We start from the raw sequence: 20,242 nt of genomic DNA, 5'->3' as shown, positions 1-20,242 counted from the left end.
CGATGCGTTTTGCCGTTCTCGGCAGCGGTAGCCAAGGGAACGGCACGCTTGTAGCCCATGACGACACGTACGTCCTGGTGGATTGTGGTTTCTCCCTGCGGGAAACCGAGCGGCGCCTGCTGCGCCTGGGGGTTCACCCCACGCAGTTGAGCGCGATTCTGGTGACCCACGAACATGCCGACCACGTGCATGGCGTGGGTTTGCTGTCTCGGCGCTACAATCTTCCGGTGTACCTGAGTCGCGGTACCTTGCGCGGGATGCGCAAACCGATTGAACCCGCAGGTTTGCTGGCCGGTGGCGAGCAATTGCAGATCGGTGCCTTGAGCATTGATGTGATTGAAGTGGCCCACGATGCCCAGGAACCGACGCAATACGTATTCAGTGACGGTGAGCGACGTTTCGGCCTGCTCACCGACCTGGGTTCCTACTGCGCCAAGGTGCTGGACGGTTATCGCGACCTCGATGCATTGATGATCGAGTCCAACCACTGCCGTGACCTGCTTGCCCGTGGTCACTACCCGGCTTTTCTCAAGCAGCGGGTCGGCGGGCAGTTTGGACATTTGAACAACCACCAGGCGGCGTACCTGGTGTATGAGTTGGGCTGGCAAGACCTGCAACATCTGGTGCTGGCCCACCTGAGCAGCAAGAACAACCTGCCGACGCTTGCCCGGCAATGTTTTGTCGACACCCTTGGGTGCGACCCGGACTGGCTGCAACTGGCCGATCAAGATTCAGGGCTCGACTGGCGACACATCGCCTAGCCCACCTAACGTAATGCGGAGCCCATCATGGAAAAACGTGAAGAACTCTACCGCGGCAAAGCCAAATCGGTTTACAAGACCGACGACGCCAACCGCCTGATCCTGCTGTTTCGCAACGACACCTCGGCGTTCGACGGCAAGCGCATCGAACAGCTCGACCGCAAAGGCATGGTGAACAACAAGTTCAACGCCTTCATCATGCAGAAACTCGAAGCGGCCGGCATTCCGACCCAATTCGACAAACTGCTGGGCGACAACGAATGCCTGGTGAAAAAACTCGACATGATCCCGGTCGAGTGCGTCGTGCGTAACTATGCCGCCGGCAGCCTGGTGAAGCGTTTGGGCGTGGAAGAGGGCCTCAAGCTCAATCCTTACACCTTCGAACTGTTCCTGAAGGACGACGCCAAGGGCGACCCGTTCATCAACGAATCCCACGTAGTGGCATTCGGTTGGGGCACCGCTGAGCAACTGGCTCGCATGAAAGAACTGTCGCTGAAGGTCAACGACGTCCTGAGCAAACTGTTCGATGACGCCGGCCTGCTGCTGGTGGACTTCAAACTCGAATTCGGCGTGTTCCACGACGGCTCCATCGTCCTGGGCGACGAGTTCAGCCCGGACGGCTGCCGCCTGTGGGACAAAGACACCCGCAAGAAGATGGACAAAGACCGCTTCCGCCAGGGCCTCGGTGACGTTATCGAAGCCTACGAAGAAGTCGCCAACCGTCTCGGCGTACCGCTGTAATCGACGCAAGCATCTGATAGCACGGAAAAAAATCGCTCAGGCGCTTTGCTTCCACGAAACAGGCTGTTATGATGCGCGCCGTTGGAGAGATGCCAGAGTGGCCGAATGGGACGGATTCGAAATCCGTTGTACCTTCACCGGTACCTAGGGTTCGAATCCCTATCTCTCCGCCATTATTGAAAAACGAAAAACCCCTGATAACTTCAATGTTGTCAGGGGTTTTTTGCTTTCAGTCAGAAATTACATAATGAATTCTGCTACGGTCTTCGTTAATTGGCGATTCGGACATCAGTCATGAATTTTGAAAAAGTACTGGCGCACCTACAGGTTGAAGTCCCAGGTCTACTGGCTGTGTATGTGTTCGGTAGCCAAGTGACTGGTGAGGCTGGCAGTGAGAGCGACCTGGATGTTGCCGTTCTTTCTGCGGGAGTGGTCGAGCCTTTATCGCTATGGCGGCTTTCCGGGGAATTAGCCGATATAGTTGGCGTTCCAGTCGACTTGCTTGATTTGCGCGCAGCCTCAACAGTGATGCAATACCAGGTATTGACCACCGGACGTCGGCTATGGTCCGGGAGTATCCAGGCAGGTCTCTTCGAGAGCTACGTCCTGAGCGAAAAAACCGCGTTGGACACGGCAAGAGCCGAGTTGTTGGCGGATATCCAGAAGGAAGGGAATGTGTATGGTCGATGATGTTCTCATCAATAAAGCAGCCAGCATTGAACGTTGCGTTGCTCGCGCCCGTCAGGAATACGATAAAGATCCCACCAGCTTCGCTACCGATTTCACGCGCCAGGATGCGGCGATCCTGAATATTCAGCGAGCGTGTGAAGCCGCGCTGGACATGGGCCAGCACCTGATTCGTCGTGAGCGCTTGGGCGTTCCACAAGGAGCCCGTGATGTGTTTGAGTTGTTATGTCAGGGCGGTTGGGTCAATCCTGCGTTGCTGACCAACCTGAAAAACATGGTCGGGTTCCGTAACATTGCTGTTCACGAGTACCAGACGCTTCAATTGCCGATTACCGTTGCGATCATCACGAAACACCTTGGTGATTTTCTGGCATTCAGTTCGCATATTTTGATCAAGGATGCAGGTTTGGAAAGTAAACAGGTCTGATCTGTAAAATTCTCCCCTCCCTCTGAATAAGTTTCCTTGTTGCGGTGTTCACCACACAGACCACCCAGGAAACGCCCATGAACACCCCAACCGACCGCTACGACCGCCTGACCCGCACCTTCCACTGGCTGACCGCCGCCCTGGTGATCTTCATGTTCGCCAGCGCGCACATCTGGGAAAACCTGGAAAAAGGCACGCCACTGCGCAAAGGCCTGCAATCAGTCCATATCTCCCTGGGCATCGCCATGGCGGTACTGATTGCTGCACGTATCCTCTGGCGCCTGTTCGGTGGCAATCACCCAAAGAGCGACAGCCACCCGGGGCTGAACGTGACCGCCAAAATCGCCCACGGCTGTCTATACCTGTTACTAGTCACGCAGGTAATCCTGGGCTTCCTGTTCCGCTGGGCCCAAGGTGAACCCTTCAACTTCTTCGGACTGTTCCCGGTGCCCGCGCCGTTTGTGATCGATCACGAGTTGCGTGGCACCTTGGGTGGCCTGCACAACAATGTCGCCTGGGCGATCATCGTACTCGCCGGGCTACATGCCTGCGCTGCGCTGTGGCATCACTACATCCGGCGCGACAGCACGCTGCGCCGCATGCTGCCCGGCCCTCGGGGCGATCTTCAACACTGAGTTTGCTGCTGTACTTTCCCTATCGTTACGGAGCATTAACGCCATGAAGAGTCGTCACGAACACGCCGTTGGTTACCGCACCGCTCTGTTCTTCGGTGCCTGTATGGCCGCCGCGCTACTGGCCGGCCAGGCCCATGCTTCCGGTGATGAGTCGGCGCCGCCCAAGCCCAACTGCCCCAAAGGGCAGGTCTGGGATACCAAGACCGGCAAGTGCGTGCTGCAAACCAGCAAAGCCACGTCGGACGCCGACCGCACTGATTACGCCTATCGCCTGGCCAAGGACGGGCGCTACGACGAAGCCCTGTCACTGCTCGACACGCTGCAAGATCCGAACACCGCCAAGGCCCTGAACTACCGCGGCTACGCCACCCGCAAGCTGGGTCGCACCGATGAAGGCATCAGCTACTACCTCAAATCCGTGGCACTGGACCCTGGCTATGCACAAGTCCGTGAGTACCTGGGTGAGGCTTACGTCATCAAGGGCCGTGTAGACCTGGCCCAAGAGCAGTTGGTGAAAATCAAAACCCTGTGCGGCACCACCTGTGAAGAGTACGAAGACCTGGCCGAAGCCATAGCCGCTGCGCCTCAGGCTTAAACGGGAGACCGCCATCACCAGAGACGCCGAGTTACGCCGTGAGTTAAGCCAACTGTTGCCGCGTTTATGGCGATACGGCTGGGTGCTGTCGCGACAAAAGCATGTGGCGGATGACCTGGTGCAGGCCACCTGCGTGCGGGCACTGGAGCGTGCAGGCCAGTTCGTGGCCGGCACGCGGCTGGACCGCTGGTTGCTGACGATCATGCATTCGATATGGCTTAACGAACTGCGCTCGCAGCGCGTGCGGCAAGGGCAGGGGTTTGTCGATGCCGAGCAGGCATTGTCATTCGACGGCGAAACCCTGGCCCAGGACCACGTGTTGGCCGCGCAGGTGATCAAGCGCGTCAATGCGCTGCCCGAAGCCCAGCGGGAGACGGTTTTCCTGGCCTACGTCGAAGGGCTTTCATACAAGGAAATTGCCGAGGTCCTGCACATCCCGGTGGGAACGGTGATGAGCCGACTGGCTGCTGCGCGCTTGAAGCTGGCTGAAACGGCGCATTCAAGTGGCTTGCTGGATAAATCGAGCGGAGAACGACGATGACTCAAAATACCCCACCGTCGGATGAACTGCTGGTGGCTTATCTCGATGGCGAGCTGGACCCCAGCCAGCGCCAGCTTATCGATAATCTGTTGGGAATTGACCCCGCCGTGACGGCCCGCGTCGAGCAGCTCAATCGCGGTCACCTGCCGTTCAAAGCCGCGTTCGATTCGGTGCTCGATCAAGCCCCCACCGCGCGCTTGCAGGCGATGCTTGATGCCTTGCCACCGGCCCCGGCACCGGCCCTGAGCCGACGCAGGTTTCTCGCGGTGGCGGCCAGCTTCGCGGTGGCCGGCGTGGTCGCTGATCGGCTGTTCATGACGTGGCCCCGGCCTGAGCCCGGTTCGGGCTGGCGTGCTTCGGTCGCGGAATATATGGCGCTGTATACGCCCCAGACCCTGGAAAACCTCAGCACTGACCCTGAGTCGCATATCGCCCAACTGGGCTTGGTAGGGCGCCAACTCGGCCTGCCGCTGAGCCCGGCGGCGATAAGCCTGCCCGGCGCTGAATTCAGGCGCGCACAAATCCTCGATTATGACGGCGTACTGATCGGCCAGTTGACCTACCTCGACCCGCGCCACTGCCCGCTGGCGCTGTGCATCACGGCCGCAAAAAAAGGTGCTGTGGCCATGGCCACCGAGCAGCGCCGTGGCCTGAACGTGGTGTTTTGGTCCAGCCCAACCCATGCCTTCATGTTGATTGGCAGAAACCCGTTTGAGGATTTACAGATCATGGCGCGCAGTGCCGAGAAGGCTTTGTCCACTTAAAAATACGACACTCAATCATCAATATCGGGATAGATGACTCTCCCGAGTATCCAGGGCGCAACCATATCGCTATGAACCGTGCGCAGAAATGAGCCCCACTCGGTACGACTGTGGGCATCAGGTCCGATCACGGTCAGTAACAGATAGGCATCACAGTAGGAGTCGTGAGCGTAAATTAGCCAGAAGTCATTATCCGGGTCATTCAGGAGGGTAGTACGGTAATACTGGCGTTTGATTTTTGCCCATTGAACCTGAGTCTGAGAGGTGCCGGCCAGATGAATGTGATACAGATCGCTGAGATCAAGGCGTTCATCCCTGCCAAAAATAAGCGGCAGCTCACCGCACACTTTGTAGTTGAAAAAGTGCGCGGCGAAATTTTCCCAGTTACTGACTTTTTGAAACAGGGGGGAGATTTTGACAGCGGGCATTCAATCCTACTTGGAGATTGGAAGCTTGCCGCTGATCACAAAGGTGTCGAAAGCTTTTTGTCCATCACGCGCGGCTTGCCGTACATCAAGGAAGCTCAGCTCTCCGCTGACGGCCTTTTTGCGCGGCTTCTCGGTCTTTTTGGTGGTGGCCATCGGAGCCTCCGAAGGAAGTGTGTTCATAGCGTTCAGCTTATGTGAATAGTGATAGCCGAGCAAACCGCAGGCTTGATGGGCCGAGGAAAGGGACTATATCGATTGGCTTGATAGCCGCTCAAGAGCTTGGCGGAAGGACGAGGCTGATAACGCCGTCGGGCAAATCTTCATTTAGCTGGCGGTAATGGCTTCGCTACCTTTTCGCATACTTCAAGTTTTCTCCAACAACGCCCGCCAACGCGCTGGCGTCGTGCCTTCCCAGGCGCGAAACGCCCGATAAAACGAATTGGTGTCTTCATAACCGACCAGGCAGGCGATCTCGTCTATTTCGATCGTCGGTTCGGTCAGCAGGTGGCGCACCACTTCCTGGCGCGTCTCCAGCATCAGTTGCCTGAAACTGGTGCCGGCCTCGGTAATGCGCCGTTGCAACGTGCGTTCGCTCATGCCCAGTTCCCGTGCGACCTCCACCATCTCGGGCCGGCCACTGGCCAGGATCCGCTTGAGGGTGATCTTCACCTGATGGCTGATGCTGACGGGGGCCGATGCCTCGGCCAGCGCCGCTACCAGGCAGGGGTTCAGCATGTCCAGCATCTGTGGGTTGTATCCCGGAAAGGATCGATCAAGGTCCGCGGCATCCAGCACCAACGCATTGCGCCCGGCACCAAACCTCACGGGGCAGCCAAAAAACTCGGCCAGTGCACGGCTACCTTCGTCCGGGCGAGCCAGTTCGACTTTCAGAGGAATAACCTGTGCGCGGGAGCCCCGCCGGCCCAACTCGACAAACGTGGCAAACGCCGCGTCTATCAAGCGTGCAGGCGGCAACTCGGGCGTGTGCAACCAGTCGATGGTCACCGTGCAGGTGCGGCCATCCTCGGCAACCAGCAGGCGCTCGGGCGTGCACAGTTGCTTGAAGCGGGCGAGGCGGTGCAGGCCATCGCGATAATCCCGGGCGACAAAGGCGGCAAAGCTGGAGGGCGCAAGCGCGGCGATCTCCAGCTGCGTCACCAGCAAGATGCCGACAGCCGGATCGGGATTAAGCGTACGAACCGCCTCCCACAAGCGAAAGTATTCCAGCGTTGTCACCTGCCGCCGGTCTCGCCGCTCGCGCAGGTGCAAGGTCATGGGCAAGCGTGCCTGACGCAACACCTCCGATGGCTCCAGGCCGACGTTCTTCAGCGCCTGCCAGAACACATCCGGTATGTTGAAACGGGGTTGGGTCGCGTCAGACATGCAGCACCTTTTTCCAAACCGTGAGATTAATCCGAGGCTGACACACTGAGGTCGTGCCACTTTTTATCCGACTCGGCCAAGTCTGCCGCTGCCCGGGCGGCGTATTGCACGGCATCGCTGCCGATCAGCAAGCGTAGCGGGGCGTCTTTGTTCAGTGCCAGCTCCAGCACGATTTCGGCAACCCGGTCCGGACCCGTCGGCAGGATGCCGGGTGAGTTGAGCAATTCAACCAGGGCGCCGACCGTTTGCTGGTAGGGCTCACTGATGGCCGGAATCGTCATGGAACTGCCCGACCAGTCCGTGCGCATGCCGCCCGGCTCCAGAACGGTCACCTGGATGCCCAGTGGCGTGACTTCCTGTGCCAGCACTGTGGAAAATCCACCGACTGCCCATTTCGCACTCTGATACGCGGCCAGGCCGGCCATGCCGATGCGGCCACCCAGCGACGACACCTGGAAGATATGACCACTGCCCTGGGCCCGCAACACCGGCACCACCGCCTTGCTGACGTGCACCACACCATAGAAGTTGGTGTCGATCTGCGCCGAAAAATCCTCCAGCGTCACGTCTTCCACCGAAGCCAGATCACCGTAGCCGGCGTTATTGACTACCACATCCAGGCGGCCAAAATGTTTCACCGCGGCATCCACCGCTTCCAGCACCTGCTGGTTGTTGGTGACATCCAGCGCGACGGGATAAACCGCCTCACCGTATTCGGCCACCAGGTCATCCAACTGCTTGGGGTTACGGGCGGTGGCGACTACGCGATCACCGGCGCGCAGGGCGGCTACGGTAATCGAGCGACCGAGGCCGCGGGAACTGCCGGTGATAAACCATATTCTGGACATTCGAACACCTCTTCGTTTTGAGACAGCGGGAGCAACCTGTGAACGAATGATGGTGGACGAGCCCTTTTCATACACTAGCAAGAGGGCGCCAAGTGACTTGCAACTTACGCCATTTATTCCGCGGCCAGTCGCGCCGACAGGCTTTCGATAAACACCGTTTCCGCCCGGCTCATCTTCTGCTCGCGGTTCCACAGCAGGTGGATATCCACGTCGGTAATGCCTTCGTCCGGCGGCAGGCGCCACAGCAATCCATTCTTCACATCCTCGGCCACCACATGAATCGGCAGGCAGCCCAGGCCAAACCCGGCAATCACCAACCGGCGTACCTCTTCCAGGCTGGAGGACGACGCCACGATGCGCCCGCTGAAGCCCTGCTGGTCGCGAAAGATCGTCAACGGCGAGAGCATCCCGCCGATCTGGTCGCTGGTGAAACTCACGAAATTTTCCGACTGCAAATCCCCCTCCGCCAAACCGGTGCGACCAAACAACGGGTGATGCCGCCCGCAAAAAAACGCATAACGCTGGCGCAGAAACAGGTGCTGCTCCAGGCGCGGTTGCGGCCGGCGATTGAGGCTCAGGCCCAAGGTCGCGGTTTTTTCCAGCAAGGCGGCGACGATGTCGGAGCTGCGCATCACCTCAACGTCCAGATCGACCCTGGGATGCTGGCGATGGAAGTCGGCCAGGAAGTCATCAAAGGTGTCGGAGTTGATCCGGCTGATCATCAGCAAGCGCACCTTGCCGATCACCTCGTCGCCAGGCTTTTGCAGGGCGTTGCTCATCTGCGAGACCTGGCCGTACATCTCGCCGGCAATCGCGAAGATCTGCTCGCCGGCTTCGGTCAGCACAAAGCGCGGGCCGCGCCGGGCAATCAGCTGGCAGTCGAGCTGTTCTTCCAGGCGCTTGAGTGCCTGGCTGATGGCCGGTTGGGTCAGGTGCAGGCGCGCGGCGGCGCGGCTGATGCTCAATTCCTGGCCGATCACCCGGAAGGTGCGCAGCAGGTTCCAGTCCAGGCGGTCATTGAGCAGCGGGTGAAAATCGCGGCGGTTTTCAGACATGGCGACGGCTCGATAATAAGCAGGATTTATAATTGGAATAATAAATAGAAAATTGACTAATCATAGCGCCGAGACGAAAAATCACCCTCACTCAGCGCCATCAGAGCGCATGCGCCAGACCTTTCTCCTGCCAAAAAAATAACCAAAGGAGCCAACCCCATGAAGCCTTCCGCTTCGCCGCAGCCTCGCCGTGCCGCGGCCGCCGCCTTTATCGGCACCATGATCGAGTGGTACGACTTTTACATCTACGCCACCGCCGCCGCGCTGGTGTTCGGTCAGCTGTTTTTCCCTTCCGACGACAAACTGTTCAGCACCATGGCCGCGTTCGGCACCTTTGCCGTGGGCTTCTTCGCCCGGCCGTTGGGCGGCATCGTGTTTGGGCATATCGGCGACCGCATCGGCCGCAAGAAATCCCTGGTGATCACCCTGGTGATGATGGGCGTGGTGACGGTGTGCATCGGGCTGTTGCCGACCTACGCGCAGATCGGTGTCGCGGCGCCGGTGTTGCTGGTACTGCTGCGCGTGGTGCAAGGCATTGCCGTAGGCGGCGAGTGGGGCGGGGCGGTGCTGATGGCCGGCGAACATGCGCCCAAGGGCCGTCGCAACTTCTTTGCCTCCTTTGCCCAGTTGGGCAGCCCGGCGGGTTTGATTCTGTCGCTGCTGGCCTTCAGCGCGGTGACCCGTCTGCCGGAAGCCGACCTGCTCAGTTGGGGCTGGCGCGTGCCGTTCCTTGCCAGTGCGTTGCTGTTGATCGTCGGCTTGGCGATCCGCCTGGGCGTCAACGAATCCCCCGAGTTCCTGGAAGACAAAGCCAAGGCGGAAAAAGCCCGGGCCATCACCCAGGACCAGGCCCCGGTGATTGAAGTGCTGAAGACGGCCTGGCGCCCGCTGCTGCTGTGCATCGGCGCTAACACCCTGGGGATTGCCGGGGTGTATTTCACCAACACCTTCATGATTGCCTACACCACCCAGCAACTTAACCTGCCGCGCTCGTTGATTCTGGAATGCCTGTTTGTCGTGGCCATCATCCAGTTCTGCGTGCAGCCGCTGGCGGCCTGGGTGGCGGAGAAGGTCGGCGCGACGCGCTTTCTGTGTGCCATGACGCTGCTGGCAATGGCGTCGCCGTACCCGATGTTCGTCCTGGTCAGCAGCGGCCAGGCACCGTTGATCATCCTCGGCATCGCCCTGGCCGTGGTGTGCATGGCCTCGTTTTATGCGGTGATCGCCGGCTTCGTCAGCGGCTTGTTCGAAACCCGCGTGCGCTACACCGCCATCTCCCTGGCCTACCAAGTGTGTGGCGCGCTGGCCGGTGGCCTCACGCCGTTGATCGGCACCTGGCTGGCCCATGAATACCAGGGCCAGTGGTGGCCGATGGCTGTGTTCTACAGCGCGATTGCGGCGGTGTCGCTGGTGTGTGTACTCGCGTTGTCCCGCCGCCACGCCACAGCCCACCGTCTTGAAATGGCTTGATGAGTTTTATTGGAGCGTTTGTATGTTGAAGATTAAGGGTGAGCGCCTGTGGGCCAGCCTGATGGCCATGGCCGAGATCGGCGCCACGGCGCGCGGCGGCAGTTGCCGGCTGGCGTTGAGCGCCGAGGACCAGGCCGGCCGCGCACTGTTCAGCCGCTGGTGTGAAGACGCCGGGCTGACCTTGAGTGTGGATGCCATCGGCAACCTGTTCGCCCGCCGGGCGGGTACCGACCACGAGGCTGCGCCGGTGATGATGGGCAGCCACCTCGACACCCAGCCCGAAGGTGGGCGCTTTGATGGCGTCTATGGTGTGCTGGCCGGATTGGAGGTAATCCGCAGCCTTGACGACCACGGCATCAAAACCCGCAAGCCACTGGAAATCGCGGTGTGGACCAACGAGGAGGGCGCCCGTTTTACCCCGGCCATGCTCGGCTCGGCGGTGTTCACCGGGACCCTGGCATTGGACAAGGCGTTGGCCACTCAGGATGTCGACGGTGTCAGTGTCGCGGATGCGTTGCGCAGCACGGGCTACAACGGCGAGCGCCCATTGGGTAGCGCGGTGGATGCGTATTTTGAAGCGCACATCGAGCAAGGTCCTATCCTGGAAGACAACGCCAAGAGCATCGGCGTGGTCACCGGTGGCCAGGCGATTCGCTGGCTCGACGTGCGCGTGGAAGGCATGGCCGCCCATGCTGGCACCACGCCGATGCCACTGCGCAAGGACGCCCTGTACGGCGCCGCGCAGATGATCCAGGCGCTGGAAAACCTGGCGGCCGACTTTGCGCCGCAAGGCCTGACCACGGTGGGTGAATTGAGCATCGCCAAGTCGTCGCGCAACACCATTCCTGGCCTGCTGAATTTCACCGTCGACCTGCGCCACCACCGCGACGCCGACATTGAAGCCATGGAGCAACACGTGCGCGCGCGTTTGCAGGACATCGCCGCCCAGCGTGGCCTGAGCGTCACCGTCAGCCCGCACTGGGTCAGCCCGGCGACGCCGTTTGATGCCGAGTGTGTGGCGTGTGTGCAGTCGGCGGTGGATGCGTTGGGTTATGCCCAGCAATCCATCGTCAGCGGCGCCGGCCACGACGCCATCCACTTGGCGCGGTTCTGCCCCACGGCGATGGTGTTCATCCCGTGCGTGGGCGGCTTGAGTCATAACGAAGCCGAAGATGTGCTGCCCGAGGATGTTCGCCAGGGCACCGATGTATTGCTCAATGCCGTGCTGAAACGCGCCGGCCAGGCTAATTAACGAAACATTTCTGCAAGGTTGAACACGATCAAAATGTAGGAGCTGGCTTGCCTGCGATAGCGGTGGTTCAGGCAACAAGTGTGTATCTGAGCCACCGCAATCGCAGGCAAGCCAGCTCCTACAGGTCCGGTGTTCAACCGCAGATGTGTGCCCATCAGGAGAAATCCCATGCGTACCTTTTTCCATCCCGAACAACTCCTGCACCATCCCCGCAGTTACTACTCACGCGGCCAGATGCGCACCCCGCAGGAAGTCCCCGAGCGTGCCCGCAACCTGCTGCTGGCCGCGCAAACCCTGGGCTTCGACATCCAGCAACCCCGCGACCACGGCCTTGACCCACTGCTGGCCGTACACGGCGCGGCCTACCTGACCTTTCTCCAGGAAGCCTACCCGCGCTGGAAAGATATCCCCGAAGACTGGGGCGACGAAGTCATGTCCAACATCTTCGTGCGCGAGCCCAACGCCCTGCGCGGCATCCTTGCCCAGGCGGCGCGCTACCTCGCCGACGGCAGTTGCCCGATTGGCGAACTCACCTGGCGCTCGGCGTACTGGTCCGCCCAAAGCGCCGTGGCCGCCGCCCAGGACATTCTCGACGGTGCGCCCGCCGCCTATGCGTTGTGCCGTCCACCGGGTCACCACGCCCGCTTTGATGCCGCCGGTGGGTTTTGCTATATCAACAATGCGGCGGTTGCGGCGCAGGCGTTGCGCGATGGCTTCGAACGCGTTGCCGTGCTCGATACCGACATGCACCACGGGCAAGGCATCCAGGAGATTTTCTACGACCGTGACGATGTGCTTTATGTGTCGATTCATGGCGACCCGACCAACTTCTATCCCGGCGTTGCAGGCTTTGCCGAGGAGCGCGGTGCGGCGGCGGGGGAGGGCTTCAACCTCAATTTGCCGATGGCCCATGGCGCCAGTGAGGCGGTGTTCTTTGAAAAGCTGGAGCTGGCGTTAAAAGCGGTGAAGGACTTCTCGGCGGATGTGCTGGTGTTGTCGCTGGGGTTCGATATCTACGAACTGGACCCGCAGAGCAAAGTGGCGGTGACGCGGGAAGGGTTTGCGCGGTTGGGTGAGTGTATTCGTGGGTTGGGGCTGCCGTGTGTGATCGTGCAGGAAGGCGGGTATCACCTGGAGACGCTGGACAGTAATGCGCAGGCGTTTTTTGGAAGTGCGCGGGCGTGGGCAACAGCGCTGATGGAATAAAGAAACCGGGTCGTCCGGGAGGTGCATTCAAGGTATGTCTGTGGCTTGCTTATTGAGCGAACTATGCAGGGTTGCGCTGCCTGGAAGGCGGCGGTAACCTTCGCGCCGTCGCCCTCATGGCGGCCGGTTTTGACAGACCGATATACAGGTGTACAACCTCCATACGATTACAGGCTGCTTGGCTGTGACGTCGTTTTATGGCGGCTGTACGTGGGGCATCTTCGGGTGCGCCGGGTCCTGTATACCGGTCTGTCAACCCGCGTACAGCTGCCACCCAATCCTGTTTGACAGCAGGGGAATGGCAGCTCCAATTACATACAGGAGCTACACCATGAAAAAGATCACCCCCAATCCCCCTGATTCCTTTGGCGCCCGTGCGCGCAACAAACTCACCGACGGCAAAATGTCAGACGCGGCACAACGGGCACTCGACCATTACTTGCGCGAACCTGCGCCTGAACCCGAGCAATCCGACGAGCGCCCACCTCGCAGGATTTTCAGCGTAGGTGCGGATGTAGGCACCGAAGAAGCACTGGCCAACGCCACCGAAATCCTGTCCTCAGCCTTGGAAACGGCCTACCGCTGCGCCGATGGCCAAGACAGCATTCACTACCGCCTGACCATGGGCCTGGCCCAGTTGATCGAGAATGCTCAGGCGTTGGTGGACTCGGTACTTGACCGTCAATTTGCGGCTGATAACCCCGCCAATCTGTGACCGCCTCCGACGCCCCGCAAAGCCCGCTGTAGCTAAAAGCCAGCGGGCTTTTTCGTCATTGATTTATATCCGCTAACTTCCCACGAATCTCCCTCAAGTCCTGCCCCGCCTGGCCGAAACGCTGTCATACGATGTCGTATACCAATAATGAGAAGAATCGCCATGTCGCTCCGCAATCTGTCCATCGCCCGCCGCGCGGGTCTCGGTTTTGCCTTGATTGCCTTGCTCGTGGCGCTGCTGGGGTTCTTTGCGCTCTCGAACATGGCGAGCATCCGCGAAAGCGCCGTGCAGGTTGAAAGCGGCCTGGTGCCGAAAATGCGCCTGGTGTCGGATATTCGCGAAATCATGCTGCGCATCCGCACCATTTCCTTGCGCATGGCCCTTGATCCCAATCCGGCCGGCATCTCGCAGTACCGCAGCCAGATGGACACCCGCAGCCAGGACCTGACGAAAAAACTCGCCGACCTGAATGCCGTTATCGACACGCCCGAGGTGCGCAATCTCTACGATCAGTTCCAGGTTTCCCTGCGTCAGTATCAGCAAGGTCTTGCCCAGTCATTCGTCCTTGCCGACAAGCAGCAGGCCGCCGAGCTGAACAAGTTGCTGCTGGTGGACATGAAAACCGTGGTCGACGGTTCCGGCAATCAGCTCAATGCCCTGGCTGACTACTACAACGCCCAGATAAACCTGCAAGGCCAGACGGCCGAATCACAGTACAGCCGCTCGCGCACGATGGTGTTTGGCTTCGTGCTTCTGGCGGCGTTGAGCACCGTGGCCCTGGCCTGGTTGCTGACGCGCAGCATCGTCGGTCCGCTGAGCCATGCGGTGCGGGCCGCAGAAAACGTCGCCCAAGGCGACCTGACCCAAAATGTTGAAGTCACCGGCGATGACGAAGTGACCCGCCTGCTCGTGGCACTGCAGACCATGCAAGGCAGCCTGCGCAGTACCCTGCAACTGATTCGCCAGTCGGCCGGCCAGATGGCGGCATCGGCCACCGACCTTAATGGCATCACCGACCAGAGCAGCCGCAGCCTGCAGAAGCAGACCGCTGAAATCGAGCAAGCCGCCACCGCAGTCAACGAGATGACTTCGGCCGCCGATGAGGTGGCACGCAATGCTGTCTCCACCTCCGAGTCCACCCGGCTCTCCAATGAAACGGCCCGCGACGGCCAGCAGCGCGTCGGTGAAACAGTCAGCGCGATTCAGGCACTGAGTACCAACATCGGTGAAACTTCGAGCCTGGTGCAGAACCTCGCCGATCAGTCGCGGGATATCGGCAAGGTGCTGGACGTGATTCGCTCCATCGCCGAGCAGACCAACCTGCTGGCCCTGAACGCCGCTATCGAGGCGGCGCGGGCCGGTGAGTCCGGGCGTGGTTTTGCGGTGGTGGCCGACGAAGTGCGTGCGCTGGCCCATCGCACCCAGCAATCGACCCTGGAGATCGACCAGATGGTCAGCGCCATGCGCACGGGTTCCAGCGAGGCATTGACCTCAATGCAATCGAGCACCCAGCGCGCCAGCGAAACCTTGATCCTGGCCGAAGGGGCCGGTGGCGCATTGAGCCAGATCACCGACTCCATCGACCAGATTCACCAGCGCAACCTGGTCATCGCCAGCGCCGCCGAGGAGCAGGCCCAGGTGGCCAAGGAAGTGGACCGCAACATCGTCAACATTCGTGACCTGTCTGCGCAATCATCCTCCGGAGCGGGGCAGATCAACGGATCGAGCCATGAGCTGGCGCGTTTGGCCGTGTCGCTCAATGAGGCGGTGGCGCGGTTTCAGCTGTAACGGGGTCTACCTGTGCCAGGGACGGCACCAATTCCAACACACGGTTACGGCCACCTTCGGCCACCAGGTACGTTCCCTTCGTCGTACGCACAATCGACTGCGGGGCCTTCAGGAAAGACAGAATCGTCTGCTGTCGCCCTTGCTTGTCGATCAACAACAAGCGGGCCCTGTGTGTTGAATCCTCATTGATCCATAACCCGCGTTCATCGCACATCAGGAAGGTGGGTTTGTTCAACTGGCTCAGTACCACCGGGTCGCTGCCGTCTTCAGTCAACTCGCGGACCACGCCCTTCTTCTTTTCCGTATAGAGCATGCGCCCATCCGTGCAGCGAACGATCGACTCACCTTCGCTGAGCTGGTCACGCACGACGCTCAACGTCTTGTCGCTCCAGTGATAGCGCAGGATCCGGGCCCCGACCTTGCGGTCTTCGATGGCGTAGAGGTACTCGCCGTCGTCCCACAGCCCTTGCACGCTTTCTCCCTTGAACAGCTCGGTGACGACGCCATCCTTGAGGAAGCTGACCGGCGCACCGTCCACTTCCTGGCTGAACACCCAACCGCCCTGAGTGGCGACCATCCCATCCGGTTTGGACAGATTTCCTACAACCAGTTCGCGTTTTCCGCCGGGCAAGATGCGCACGATACTGCCAAGCCCGTCGCTTAATTCCTGGCTGACCATCAGTGAACCGTCGGGCATCGGCATCAGCGATGCGGCCTTTTCCACATCGCGGTGGATGACTTGAACACTCCAGTCATCGGCAGCGCTGACCGGGTAGAAGCTTTGCCAGGCGAAGAAGCCCAAAGCTGCAAAGCAGAGCAAGCCCAGTAGCCACAACCCCGGTCGAAGCACGCGATAGAGAGAGGCTGGGCTTGAAGTCCTTTTTATTGTTTTATCCATTGATGACTGCCGATAGGTATTTGTGAAGAGGATTTGCATGTGTCCGCCACCGTACCAAGCACAGGAGTCAACATCACCCTGCTTTTTTCAATCGGGTATCGCCGATGACAAGCCACTGTCCCCCATAATGATGTCACCCGCGACCAGACAACGGCCCACTCGATGATCATCAACTTCGACCTCAACGACCTCCAAGCCTTCCGCGCCGTGGTAGACAAGGGCAGTTTCCGTGCGGCGGCCGAAGCCATCCGTATCTCCCAGCCGGCCCTCAGCCGGCGCATTGAAAAGCTCGAGTCCGCCCTGGACGTCAAACTTTTCGAACGCACCACCCGCCGGGTCAGCCTGACCATGGTCGGCCGTGCTTTCCTGCCGCAAGTCGAGCGCATGCTCGATGACCTGGACATCGCCCTGATGGGCATCAGCAACGTGGCCTCAACCCGTATGGGCAATGTCACCATCGCCTGTGTGCCGTCCACCGCGTACTACTTCATGCCCCACGTGATCTCCGAATTCCACAAGCTCTATCCGAAGATTCGCCTGCGGGTGTTGGACGCGAGTGCCGGCGAGGTGTGTGCGGCGGTGGAAAGTGGCGAGGCGGATTTCGGCGTGAGTTTCAGCGGCAGCCTGGCAGACGGGGTGGAGTTCGAGCTGTTGTTGCAGGAGCGCTATGTGCTGGCCTGTCGCCGGGAGCATCCATTGGCGGACCGGGCCAGTGTGACGTGGGCCGAGGCCTACGAGCACGACTACATCACCGTGGACAAGACCTCAGGCAATCGCTTCTTGCTGGACCAGGCCCTGCGCGGGGTGCGGGTGAAGAAGCAAAGTATCTGTGAAACCCACCACGTGACCACGATGATCGGGCTGGTGGAGGCGGGACTCGGGGTGGCGATGGTGCCGTCGATTGCGATGCCGGCCGGCAAGCACCCGATTCTGATGAGTGTGCCGTTGGTGGAGCCGGAGGTGGTGCGCAACGTGGGGTTGATCAAGCGCCGCGGGCGTACGTTGACGCCGGCGGCACTGGAACTGGAGCGGTTGACGCGGGAGATGCCGTTTCGGTCAGTGTGAAACCGAGTCCAGGCCGGTGGATTGCACCACCGGTTGCGCCTGGGGCGAGGCGAGGAATTGCAGGAGCTTTTTCGCCTGCTCGGGGTGTTCGGCGTTCACCGGAATGCCTGCGGCAAAACGGGTGACGGACTGCACGTCTTCAGGGATCTTTCCGACGTAGGTCACGCCCGGGATCGGCAGCAGTTCGGAGACCTGCTGCAAGCCGACTTCGTAGTCACCCTTGGCCACCTGGGAGGCCACCGGAATGCGTTCGATCATGGTGCCCTTGGACGGCATGCCGAGCTTCTTGAACAGTTCCTTCTCGACGTAGACGCCGCTGGCACTGTCGGAATACGCCACGGATTTGGCCTTGGTCAGTACCGCCTTCAGTTCGGCATCGGTGGCAATCGAGGGCTTGGCCGCGCCTTCCTTGACCACCAGGCCGATGCGTGAATCCGCCAGCTCAACGCGGGACCCCTTGTCGACCTTGCCTTGCTTGATCAACTCATCCAGGGCGTAGCCGACCATGATCACCACGTCGGCGTGTTCGCCACGGGCCAGGCGGTTGGGAATCGCTTCCGGCGCCTTGCCCATCGACGGGCCGAGAATGGTGTCGAGGGTGTCGCCGCTCTGGGTGGTGTATTGCGGGCCCAGCAATTTATACGCCGCGGTGAAACCGCCGGAGGTCATGACCTTCAGCTGTTCCGCGTGTGCGGCCATTGCCAGTGAACCGAGCGCCAGCGCCGACAGGGTTTTCATCAGGACTTTCATCGGCATGATCCTCAGGCGAGTTGCGTGCGGGCTTTGGCGCTGCGATACAGCGCCAGGGTCGCGCACAAGGCGCACAGCGCGGCAAACATCAGCCAGTAGGCCGGGGATGCCTTGTCTTCAGTCACATGGATAAACCAGGTGGAAATCGCCGGGGTAAAACCGCCGAAGATCGCGGTCGCCAGGCTGTAGGCCAGGGAGAAACCGGCCACGCGCACTTCCACCGGCATGATTTCGGTCAGGGCCGGGATCATCGCGCCGTTGTACATGCCATAGAGGAAGGAGAACCACAGCAGGGTTTCCAGCATGTGCGCGAAGCTGGGTGCATTGACCACGTAGGAAAGTGCCGGGTAGGCGGTCAGCACGGTCAGAACGGTCATCGCGACCAGCACCGGCTTGCGGCCAAAACGGTCACTCAGGGTGCCGCCGATGGGCAGCCAGATGAAGTTCGACACGGCCACCAGCAAGGTCACCAGCAGGGCGTCGGAGGTGGTCAGGTTGAGCACGGTTTTGCCGAAGGTCGGCGCGTAGACGGTGATCAGGTAGAACGCGGTGGTGGTCATCGCCACCATCATCATGCCGCCGATCACCACGGTCCAGTTCGTCACCAGGGTGGCCAACACTTCGCGCATGGTTGGGCGGTGCTTGCGGTTGGCGAACTCTTCGGTTTCCTGCAGGTTACGACGCAGCACGAAGATGAACGGGATGATCACGCAGCCGATGGCGAACGGAATGCGCCAGCCCCAATCGGCAACTACGGCCGGTTCCATCCACTGGTTCAGGCCATAACCCAGGGCGGCCGCGACCACGATGGAGATCTGCTGGCTGCCCGATTGCCAGCTGGTGTAGAAACCCTTGCGGCCCGGGGTGGCCATTTCGGCCAGGTATACCGACACGCCGCCCAGTTCCGCGCCGGCCGAGAAGCCTTGCAACAGACGGCCCATCAGCACCAGCAGCGGTGCCCACAAACCGATGGTGTGATAGCCCGGCACCAGCACGATCAGCAGGGTGCCGCTGGCCATGATCGCCAGGGTCACGATCAAGCCTTTGCGACGGCCCACATCATCGATGTACGCGCCGAGGATGATGGCCCCCAGCGGACGCATCAAAAAGCCTGCGCCGAACACGGCGAAGGTCATCATTAATGACGCAAATTCATTGGCAGCGGGGAAGAAGGCGGCAGCGATATAGGTGGCATAGAAGCCGAACAGAAAGAAGTCGAACTGTTCGAGAAAGTTGCCGGAGGTGACGCGAAAGACCGCGCCGACTTTGGAGCGGGCAGAGTCAGGCGGTGAAGGGTTTTGCATTTTTTTGTGTCTCCAGCGTTCTTTTTAAAGTGCTTGTTTCGCTTAAGACCGCGGATAGTGGCTGACACATTTAGAAATGATAAGTGAGTTGTTTACATGCATTGATGCGTCTTGGTTATCAATTGGCTGAGCTACACAAAACCGCTCCCTCATCTATGCTTGCCCAGTGTGTCCAAATCTTACGGATGGGAGGTGGGTATGAGTAACGAGCAGAAGCAGCGCGAGGAGTTGGAGCGGGAGCGGGCCAGAAAGCTTCGCGAGGAAGAAAAACCCCAGACCTGGAAGCATCCGGACGATGGCACGGAGCTGTCCGAGCGCGATCAGGAGCGCCCGCTCAGGCCTTGATGCAGGCATTTCATTGTGGCGAGGGAGCTTGCTGTGGGGATGGAGCTTGCTGTGGCGAGGGAGCTTGCTGTGGCGAGGGAGCTTGCTCCCGCTGGGCTGCGCAGCGGCCCCAAAAAAAGCGGGAGCGCTACGCACTCCAGCGGGAGCAAGCTCCCTCGCCACAGCAAGCTCCCTCGCCACATTACGATTCACTGAATCGGCGTACACAACTCCACCAGCGTGCCATCCGGGCATCGCACGTAAGAAACAACCTGCCCCCAAGGCTTGGTGCTCGGCGTCGAGAGCTCTGTCGCACCCTCCGCCAGCGCTCTGGCGTGGGCCTTTGGCACATCCTCAGTCACAAACCCCAGCTCCATCCCCAGCGGTTGCTGTGAAGCATGCGCCTCCACGTGCCCGCCCTCGAAATTCATCTCGACCAACTCATGCGCCGCGAAGGAGAGAGTAGTACCGCCCGTATCCAACTCGCCATACGTCCCCGATTCATGCAGGAAACGGCGACTGAAGCCGAAGGCTTTTTCGAAAAATTGCAGCGATGCGGCGACGTCCGGGACGTAGACGATGGTGTAGGCAAATTTCATGGTTCA

The 20,242-nt window shown here is 60.2% G+C and carries 24 protein-coding genes, 1 tRNA gene and 1 pseudogene; 17 read left to right on the top strand and 9 right to left on the bottom strand.

Translation table 11 applies throughout. The annotated features are described in order from the left end of the window. Positions 1–2: 2 nt before the first annotated feature. The 9 genes from HX875_RS20340 to HX875_RS20300 all read left to right on the top strand — a co-directional run bounded on the left by HX875_RS20340 (position 3) and on the right by HX875_RS20300 (position 5,151). Positions 3–761, top strand: a complete 759-nt coding sequence (locus tag HX875_RS20340; protein ID WP_177045040.1) for an MBL fold metallo-hydrolase — start codon at positions 3–5, stop codon at positions 759–761. 27 nt (positions 762–788) lie between these two features. Next, on the top strand, positions 789–1,502 hold the full coding sequence (purC, locus tag HX875_RS20335) for a phosphoribosylaminoimidazolesuccinocarboxamide synthase (protein WP_003211975.1): 714 nt from the start codon (positions 789–791) through the stop codon (positions 1,500–1,502). An 83-nt stretch (positions 1,503–1,585) separates the two neighbouring features. Further along, positions 1,586–1,675: transfer RNA gene (locus HX875_RS20330), tRNA-Ser, on the top strand. Positions 1,676–1,796: 121 nt separating this feature from the next. Then, the gene (gene mntA / locus HX875_RS20325) at positions 1,797–2,192 is read left to right on the top strand and encodes a type VII toxin-antitoxin system MntA family adenylyltransferase antitoxin (protein ID WP_177045038.1); all 396 of its coding nucleotides are present in this window, start codon (positions 1,797–1,799) and stop codon (positions 2,190–2,192) included. Further along, complete coding sequence (gene hepT, locus HX875_RS20320; protein ID WP_177045036.1) at positions 2,182–2,616, top strand: type VII toxin-antitoxin system HepT family RNase toxin; 435 nt, start codon at positions 2,182–2,184, stop codon at positions 2,614–2,616. Before mntA ends, hepT begins: the two co-directional genes overlap by 11 nt. A 77-nt stretch (positions 2,617–2,693) precedes the next feature. After that, positions 2,694–3,251, top strand: a complete 558-nt coding sequence (locus HX875_RS20315; protein ID WP_177045034.1) for a cytochrome b — start codon at positions 2,694–2,696, stop codon at positions 3,249–3,251. Between the two features lie 43 nt (positions 3,252–3,294). Further along, the gene (locus tag HX875_RS20310) at positions 3,295–3,846 is read left to right on the top strand and encodes a tetratricopeptide repeat protein (protein ID WP_256348142.1); all 552 of its coding nucleotides are present in this window, start codon (positions 3,295–3,297) and stop codon (positions 3,844–3,846) included. Positions 3,847–3,901: 55 nt separating this feature from the next. Further along, positions 3,902–4,387: an RNA polymerase sigma factor gene (locus HX875_RS20305; RefSeq protein ID WP_177045032.1), complete on the top strand. Its 486-nt coding sequence runs from the start codon at positions 3,902–3,904 to the stop codon at positions 4,385–4,387. Then, on the top strand, positions 4,384–5,151 hold the full coding sequence (locus HX875_RS20300; RefSeq protein WP_177045030.1) for an anti-sigma factor family protein: 768 nt from the start codon (positions 4,384–4,386) through the stop codon (positions 5,149–5,151). Before HX875_RS20305 ends, HX875_RS20300 begins: the two co-directional genes overlap by 4 nt. An 11-nt stretch (positions 5,152–5,162) precedes the next feature. Here HX875_RS20300 and HX875_RS20295 read toward each other — a convergent pair whose 3' ends face one another. The 5 genes from HX875_RS20295 to HX875_RS20275 form a co-directional block, all read right to left on the bottom strand. Then, on the bottom strand, positions 5,163–5,579 hold the full coding sequence (locus HX875_RS20295) for a type II toxin-antitoxin system YafO family toxin (RefSeq protein ID WP_177045028.1): 417 nt from the start codon (positions 5,577–5,579) through the stop codon (positions 5,163–5,165). A 6-nt stretch (positions 5,580–5,585) separates the two neighbouring features. Next, complete coding sequence (locus HX875_RS20290) at positions 5,586–5,732, bottom strand: hypothetical protein (protein ID WP_177045026.1); 147 nt, start codon at positions 5,730–5,732, stop codon at positions 5,586–5,588. A 210-nt stretch (positions 5,733–5,942) separates the two neighbouring features. Continuing rightward, on the bottom strand, positions 5,943–6,962 hold the full coding sequence (locus HX875_RS20285; protein WP_177045023.1) for an AraC family transcriptional regulator: 1,020 nt from the start codon (positions 6,960–6,962) through the stop codon (positions 5,943–5,945). Positions 6,963–6,988: 26 nt separating this feature from the next. Continuing rightward, on the bottom strand, positions 6,989–7,810 hold the full coding sequence (locus tag HX875_RS20280; protein ID WP_177045021.1) for an SDR family NAD(P)-dependent oxidoreductase: 822 nt from the start codon (positions 7,808–7,810) through the stop codon (positions 6,989–6,991). 113 nt (positions 7,811–7,923) lie between these two features. Then, positions 7,924–8,865: a LysR family transcriptional regulator gene (locus tag HX875_RS20275; protein ID WP_177045019.1), complete on the bottom strand. Its 942-nt coding sequence runs from the start codon at positions 8,863–8,865 to the stop codon at positions 7,924–7,926. A gap of 159 nt (positions 8,866–9,024) precedes the next feature. On the opposite strand from HX875_RS20275, the gene HX875_RS20270 reads away from it, so the two are divergent. From HX875_RS20270 to HX875_RS33190, 6 genes and pseudogenes are all read left to right on the top strand, one after another. After that, the gene (locus tag HX875_RS20270; RefSeq protein ID WP_177045016.1) at positions 9,025–10,335 is read left to right on the top strand and encodes an MFS transporter; all 1,311 of its coding nucleotides are present in this window, start codon (positions 9,025–9,027) and stop codon (positions 10,333–10,335) included. A 22-nt stretch (positions 10,336–10,357) separates the two neighbouring features. After that, a complete protein-coding gene (locus tag HX875_RS20265; RefSeq protein ID WP_177045015.1) occupies positions 10,358–11,587 on the top strand; it encodes a Zn-dependent hydrolase in 1,230 nt (409 codons plus the stop codon). A 168-nt stretch (positions 11,588–11,755) separates the two neighbouring features. Then, a complete protein-coding gene (locus HX875_RS20260) occupies positions 11,756–12,793 on the top strand; it encodes a histone deacetylase family protein (protein ID WP_177045013.1) in 1,038 nt (345 codons plus the stop codon). A 331-nt stretch (positions 12,794–13,124) separates the two neighbouring features. Next, the gene (locus HX875_RS20255) at positions 13,125–13,508 is read left to right on the top strand and encodes a DUF6124 family protein (RefSeq protein ID WP_256348140.1); all 384 of its coding nucleotides are present in this window, start codon (positions 13,125–13,127) and stop codon (positions 13,506–13,508) included. 147 nt (positions 13,509–13,655) lie between these two features. Continuing rightward, a pseudogene (locus tag HX875_RS33195) lies at positions 13,656–14,438 on the top strand (MCP four helix bundle domain-containing protein); the annotation flags it as partial. Then, on the top strand, positions 14,433–15,296 hold the full coding sequence (locus HX875_RS33190) for a methyl-accepting chemotaxis protein (protein WP_371317291.1): 864 nt from the start codon (positions 14,433–14,435) through the stop codon (positions 15,294–15,296). The pseudogene HX875_RS33195 and the gene HX875_RS33190, both read left to right, overlap by 6 nt. On the opposite strand, the gene HX875_RS20245 is transcribed toward HX875_RS33190, so the two are convergent. Continuing rightward, positions 15,265–16,116, bottom strand: a complete 852-nt coding sequence (locus tag HX875_RS20245) for a hypothetical protein (protein ID WP_177045009.1) — start codon at positions 16,114–16,116, stop codon at positions 15,265–15,267. The genes HX875_RS33190 and HX875_RS20245 overlap by 32 nt on opposite strands. 240 nt (positions 16,117–16,356) lie before the next feature. Here HX875_RS20245 and HX875_RS20240 point away from each other — a divergent pair, with 240 nt between their 5' ends. Beyond that, positions 16,357–17,259: a LysR family transcriptional regulator gene (locus HX875_RS20240; RefSeq protein WP_088422866.1), complete on the top strand. Its 903-nt coding sequence runs from the start codon at positions 16,357–16,359 to the stop codon at positions 17,257–17,259. Here the strand turns inward: HX875_RS20240 and HX875_RS20235 are convergent. Both HX875_RS20235 and HX875_RS20230 read right to left on the bottom strand, forming a co-directional pair. Beyond that, complete coding sequence (locus HX875_RS20235) at positions 17,251–18,009, bottom strand: substrate-binding domain-containing protein (protein ID WP_177045006.1); 759 nt, start codon at positions 18,007–18,009, stop codon at positions 17,251–17,253. The two genes, HX875_RS20240 and HX875_RS20235, sit on opposite strands and share 9 nt — an antisense overlap. A gap of 11 nt (positions 18,010–18,020) precedes the next feature. Continuing rightward, positions 18,021–19,313, bottom strand: a complete 1,293-nt coding sequence (locus tag HX875_RS20230) for an MFS transporter (RefSeq protein ID WP_177045004.1) — start codon at positions 19,311–19,313, stop codon at positions 18,021–18,023. Positions 19,314–19,511: 198 nt separating this feature from the next. Here HX875_RS20230 and HX875_RS20225 point away from each other — a divergent pair, with 198 nt between their 5' ends. After that, a complete protein-coding gene (locus tag HX875_RS20225) occupies positions 19,512–19,658 on the top strand; it encodes a hypothetical protein (RefSeq protein WP_177045002.1) in 147 nt (48 codons plus the stop codon). Between the two features lie 188 nt (positions 19,659–19,846). On the opposite strand, the gene HX875_RS20220 is transcribed toward HX875_RS20225, so the two are convergent. Beyond that, entirely contained in the window at positions 19,847–20,236 is a 390-nt protein-coding gene (locus HX875_RS20220) for a VOC family protein (RefSeq protein WP_177045000.1), read from the bottom strand. Between the last annotated feature and the right edge of the window lie 6 nt (positions 20,237–20,242).

This window comes from Pseudomonas yamanorum (assembly GCF_013386765.1).
Lineage (GTDB): Bacteria > Pseudomonadota > Gammaproteobacteria > Pseudomonadales > Pseudomonadaceae > Aquipseudomonas > Aquipseudomonas yamanorum_A.
The sequence above is the reverse complement of the archived record's forward strand: the minus strand, read 5'-3'. Positions and strand labels throughout refer to the sequence as shown.

Coding starts and splice junctions, on each gene's coding strand:
- HX875_RS20340 (WP_177045040.1), top strand. CDS start 3: ATGCGTTTTGCCGTTCTCGGCAGCGGTAGCCAAGGGAACGGCACGCTT.
- purC (WP_003211975.1), top strand. CDS start 789: ATGGAAAAACGTGAAGAACTCTACCGCGGCAAAGCCAAATCGGTTTAC.
- mntA (WP_177045038.1), top strand. CDS start 1,797: ATGAATTTTGAAAAAGTACTGGCGCACCTACAGGTTGAAGTCCCAGGT.
- hepT (WP_177045036.1), top strand. CDS start 2,182: ATGGTCGATGATGTTCTCATCAATAAAGCAGCCAGCATTGAACGTTGC.
- HX875_RS20315 (WP_177045034.1), top strand. CDS start 2,694: ATGAACACCCCAACCGACCGCTACGACCGCCTGACCCGCACCTTCCAC.
- HX875_RS20310 (WP_256348142.1), top strand. CDS start 3,295: ATGAAGAGTCGTCACGAACACGCCGTTGGTTACCGCACCGCTCTGTTC.
- HX875_RS20300 (WP_177045030.1), top strand. CDS start 4,384: ATGACTCAAAATACCCCACCGTCGGATGAACTGCTGGTGGCTTATCTC.
- HX875_RS20295 (WP_177045028.1), bottom strand. CDS start 5,579: ATGCCCGCTGTCAAAATCTCCCCCCTGTTTCAAAAAGTCAGTAACTGG.
- HX875_RS20290 (WP_177045026.1), bottom strand. CDS start 5,732: ATGGCCACCACCAAAAAGACCGAGAAGCCGCGCAAAAAGGCCGTCAGC.
- HX875_RS20285 (WP_177045023.1), bottom strand. CDS start 6,962: ATGTCTGACGCGACCCAACCCCGTTTCAACATACCGGATGTGTTCTGG.
- HX875_RS20280 (WP_177045021.1), bottom strand. CDS start 7,810: ATGTCCAGAATATGGTTTATCACCGGCAGTTCCCGCGGCCTCGGTCGC.
- HX875_RS20275 (WP_177045019.1), bottom strand. CDS start 8,865: ATGTCTGAAAACCGCCGCGATTTTCACCCGCTGCTCAATGACCGCCTG.
- HX875_RS20270 (WP_177045016.1), top strand. CDS start 9,025: ATGAAGCCTTCCGCTTCGCCGCAGCCTCGCCGTGCCGCGGCCGCCGCC.
- HX875_RS20265 (WP_177045015.1), top strand. CDS start 10,358: ATGTTGAAGATTAAGGGTGAGCGCCTGTGGGCCAGCCTGATGGCCATG.
- HX875_RS20260 (WP_177045013.1), top strand. CDS start 11,756: ATGCGTACCTTTTTCCATCCCGAACAACTCCTGCACCATCCCCGCAGT.
- HX875_RS20255 (WP_256348140.1), top strand. CDS start 13,125: ATGAAAAAGATCACCCCCAATCCCCCTGATTCCTTTGGCGCCCGTGCG.
- HX875_RS33190 (WP_371317291.1), top strand. CDS start 14,433: ATGCAAGGCAGCCTGCGCAGTACCCTGCAACTGATTCGCCAGTCGGCC.
- HX875_RS20240 (WP_088422866.1), top strand. CDS start 16,357: ATGATCATCAACTTCGACCTCAACGACCTCCAAGCCTTCCGCGCCGTG.
- HX875_RS20235 (WP_177045006.1), bottom strand. CDS start 18,009: ATGAAAGTCCTGATGAAAACCCTGTCGGCGCTGGCGCTCGGTTCACTG.
- HX875_RS20230 (WP_177045004.1), bottom strand. CDS start 19,313: ATGCAAAACCCTTCACCGCCTGACTCTGCCCGCTCCAAAGTCGGCGCG.
- HX875_RS20225 (WP_177045002.1), top strand. CDS start 19,512: ATGAGTAACGAGCAGAAGCAGCGCGAGGAGTTGGAGCGGGAGCGGGCC.
- HX875_RS20220 (WP_177045000.1), bottom strand. CDS start 20,236: ATGAAATTTGCCTACACCATCGTCTACGTCCCGGACGTCGCCGCATCG.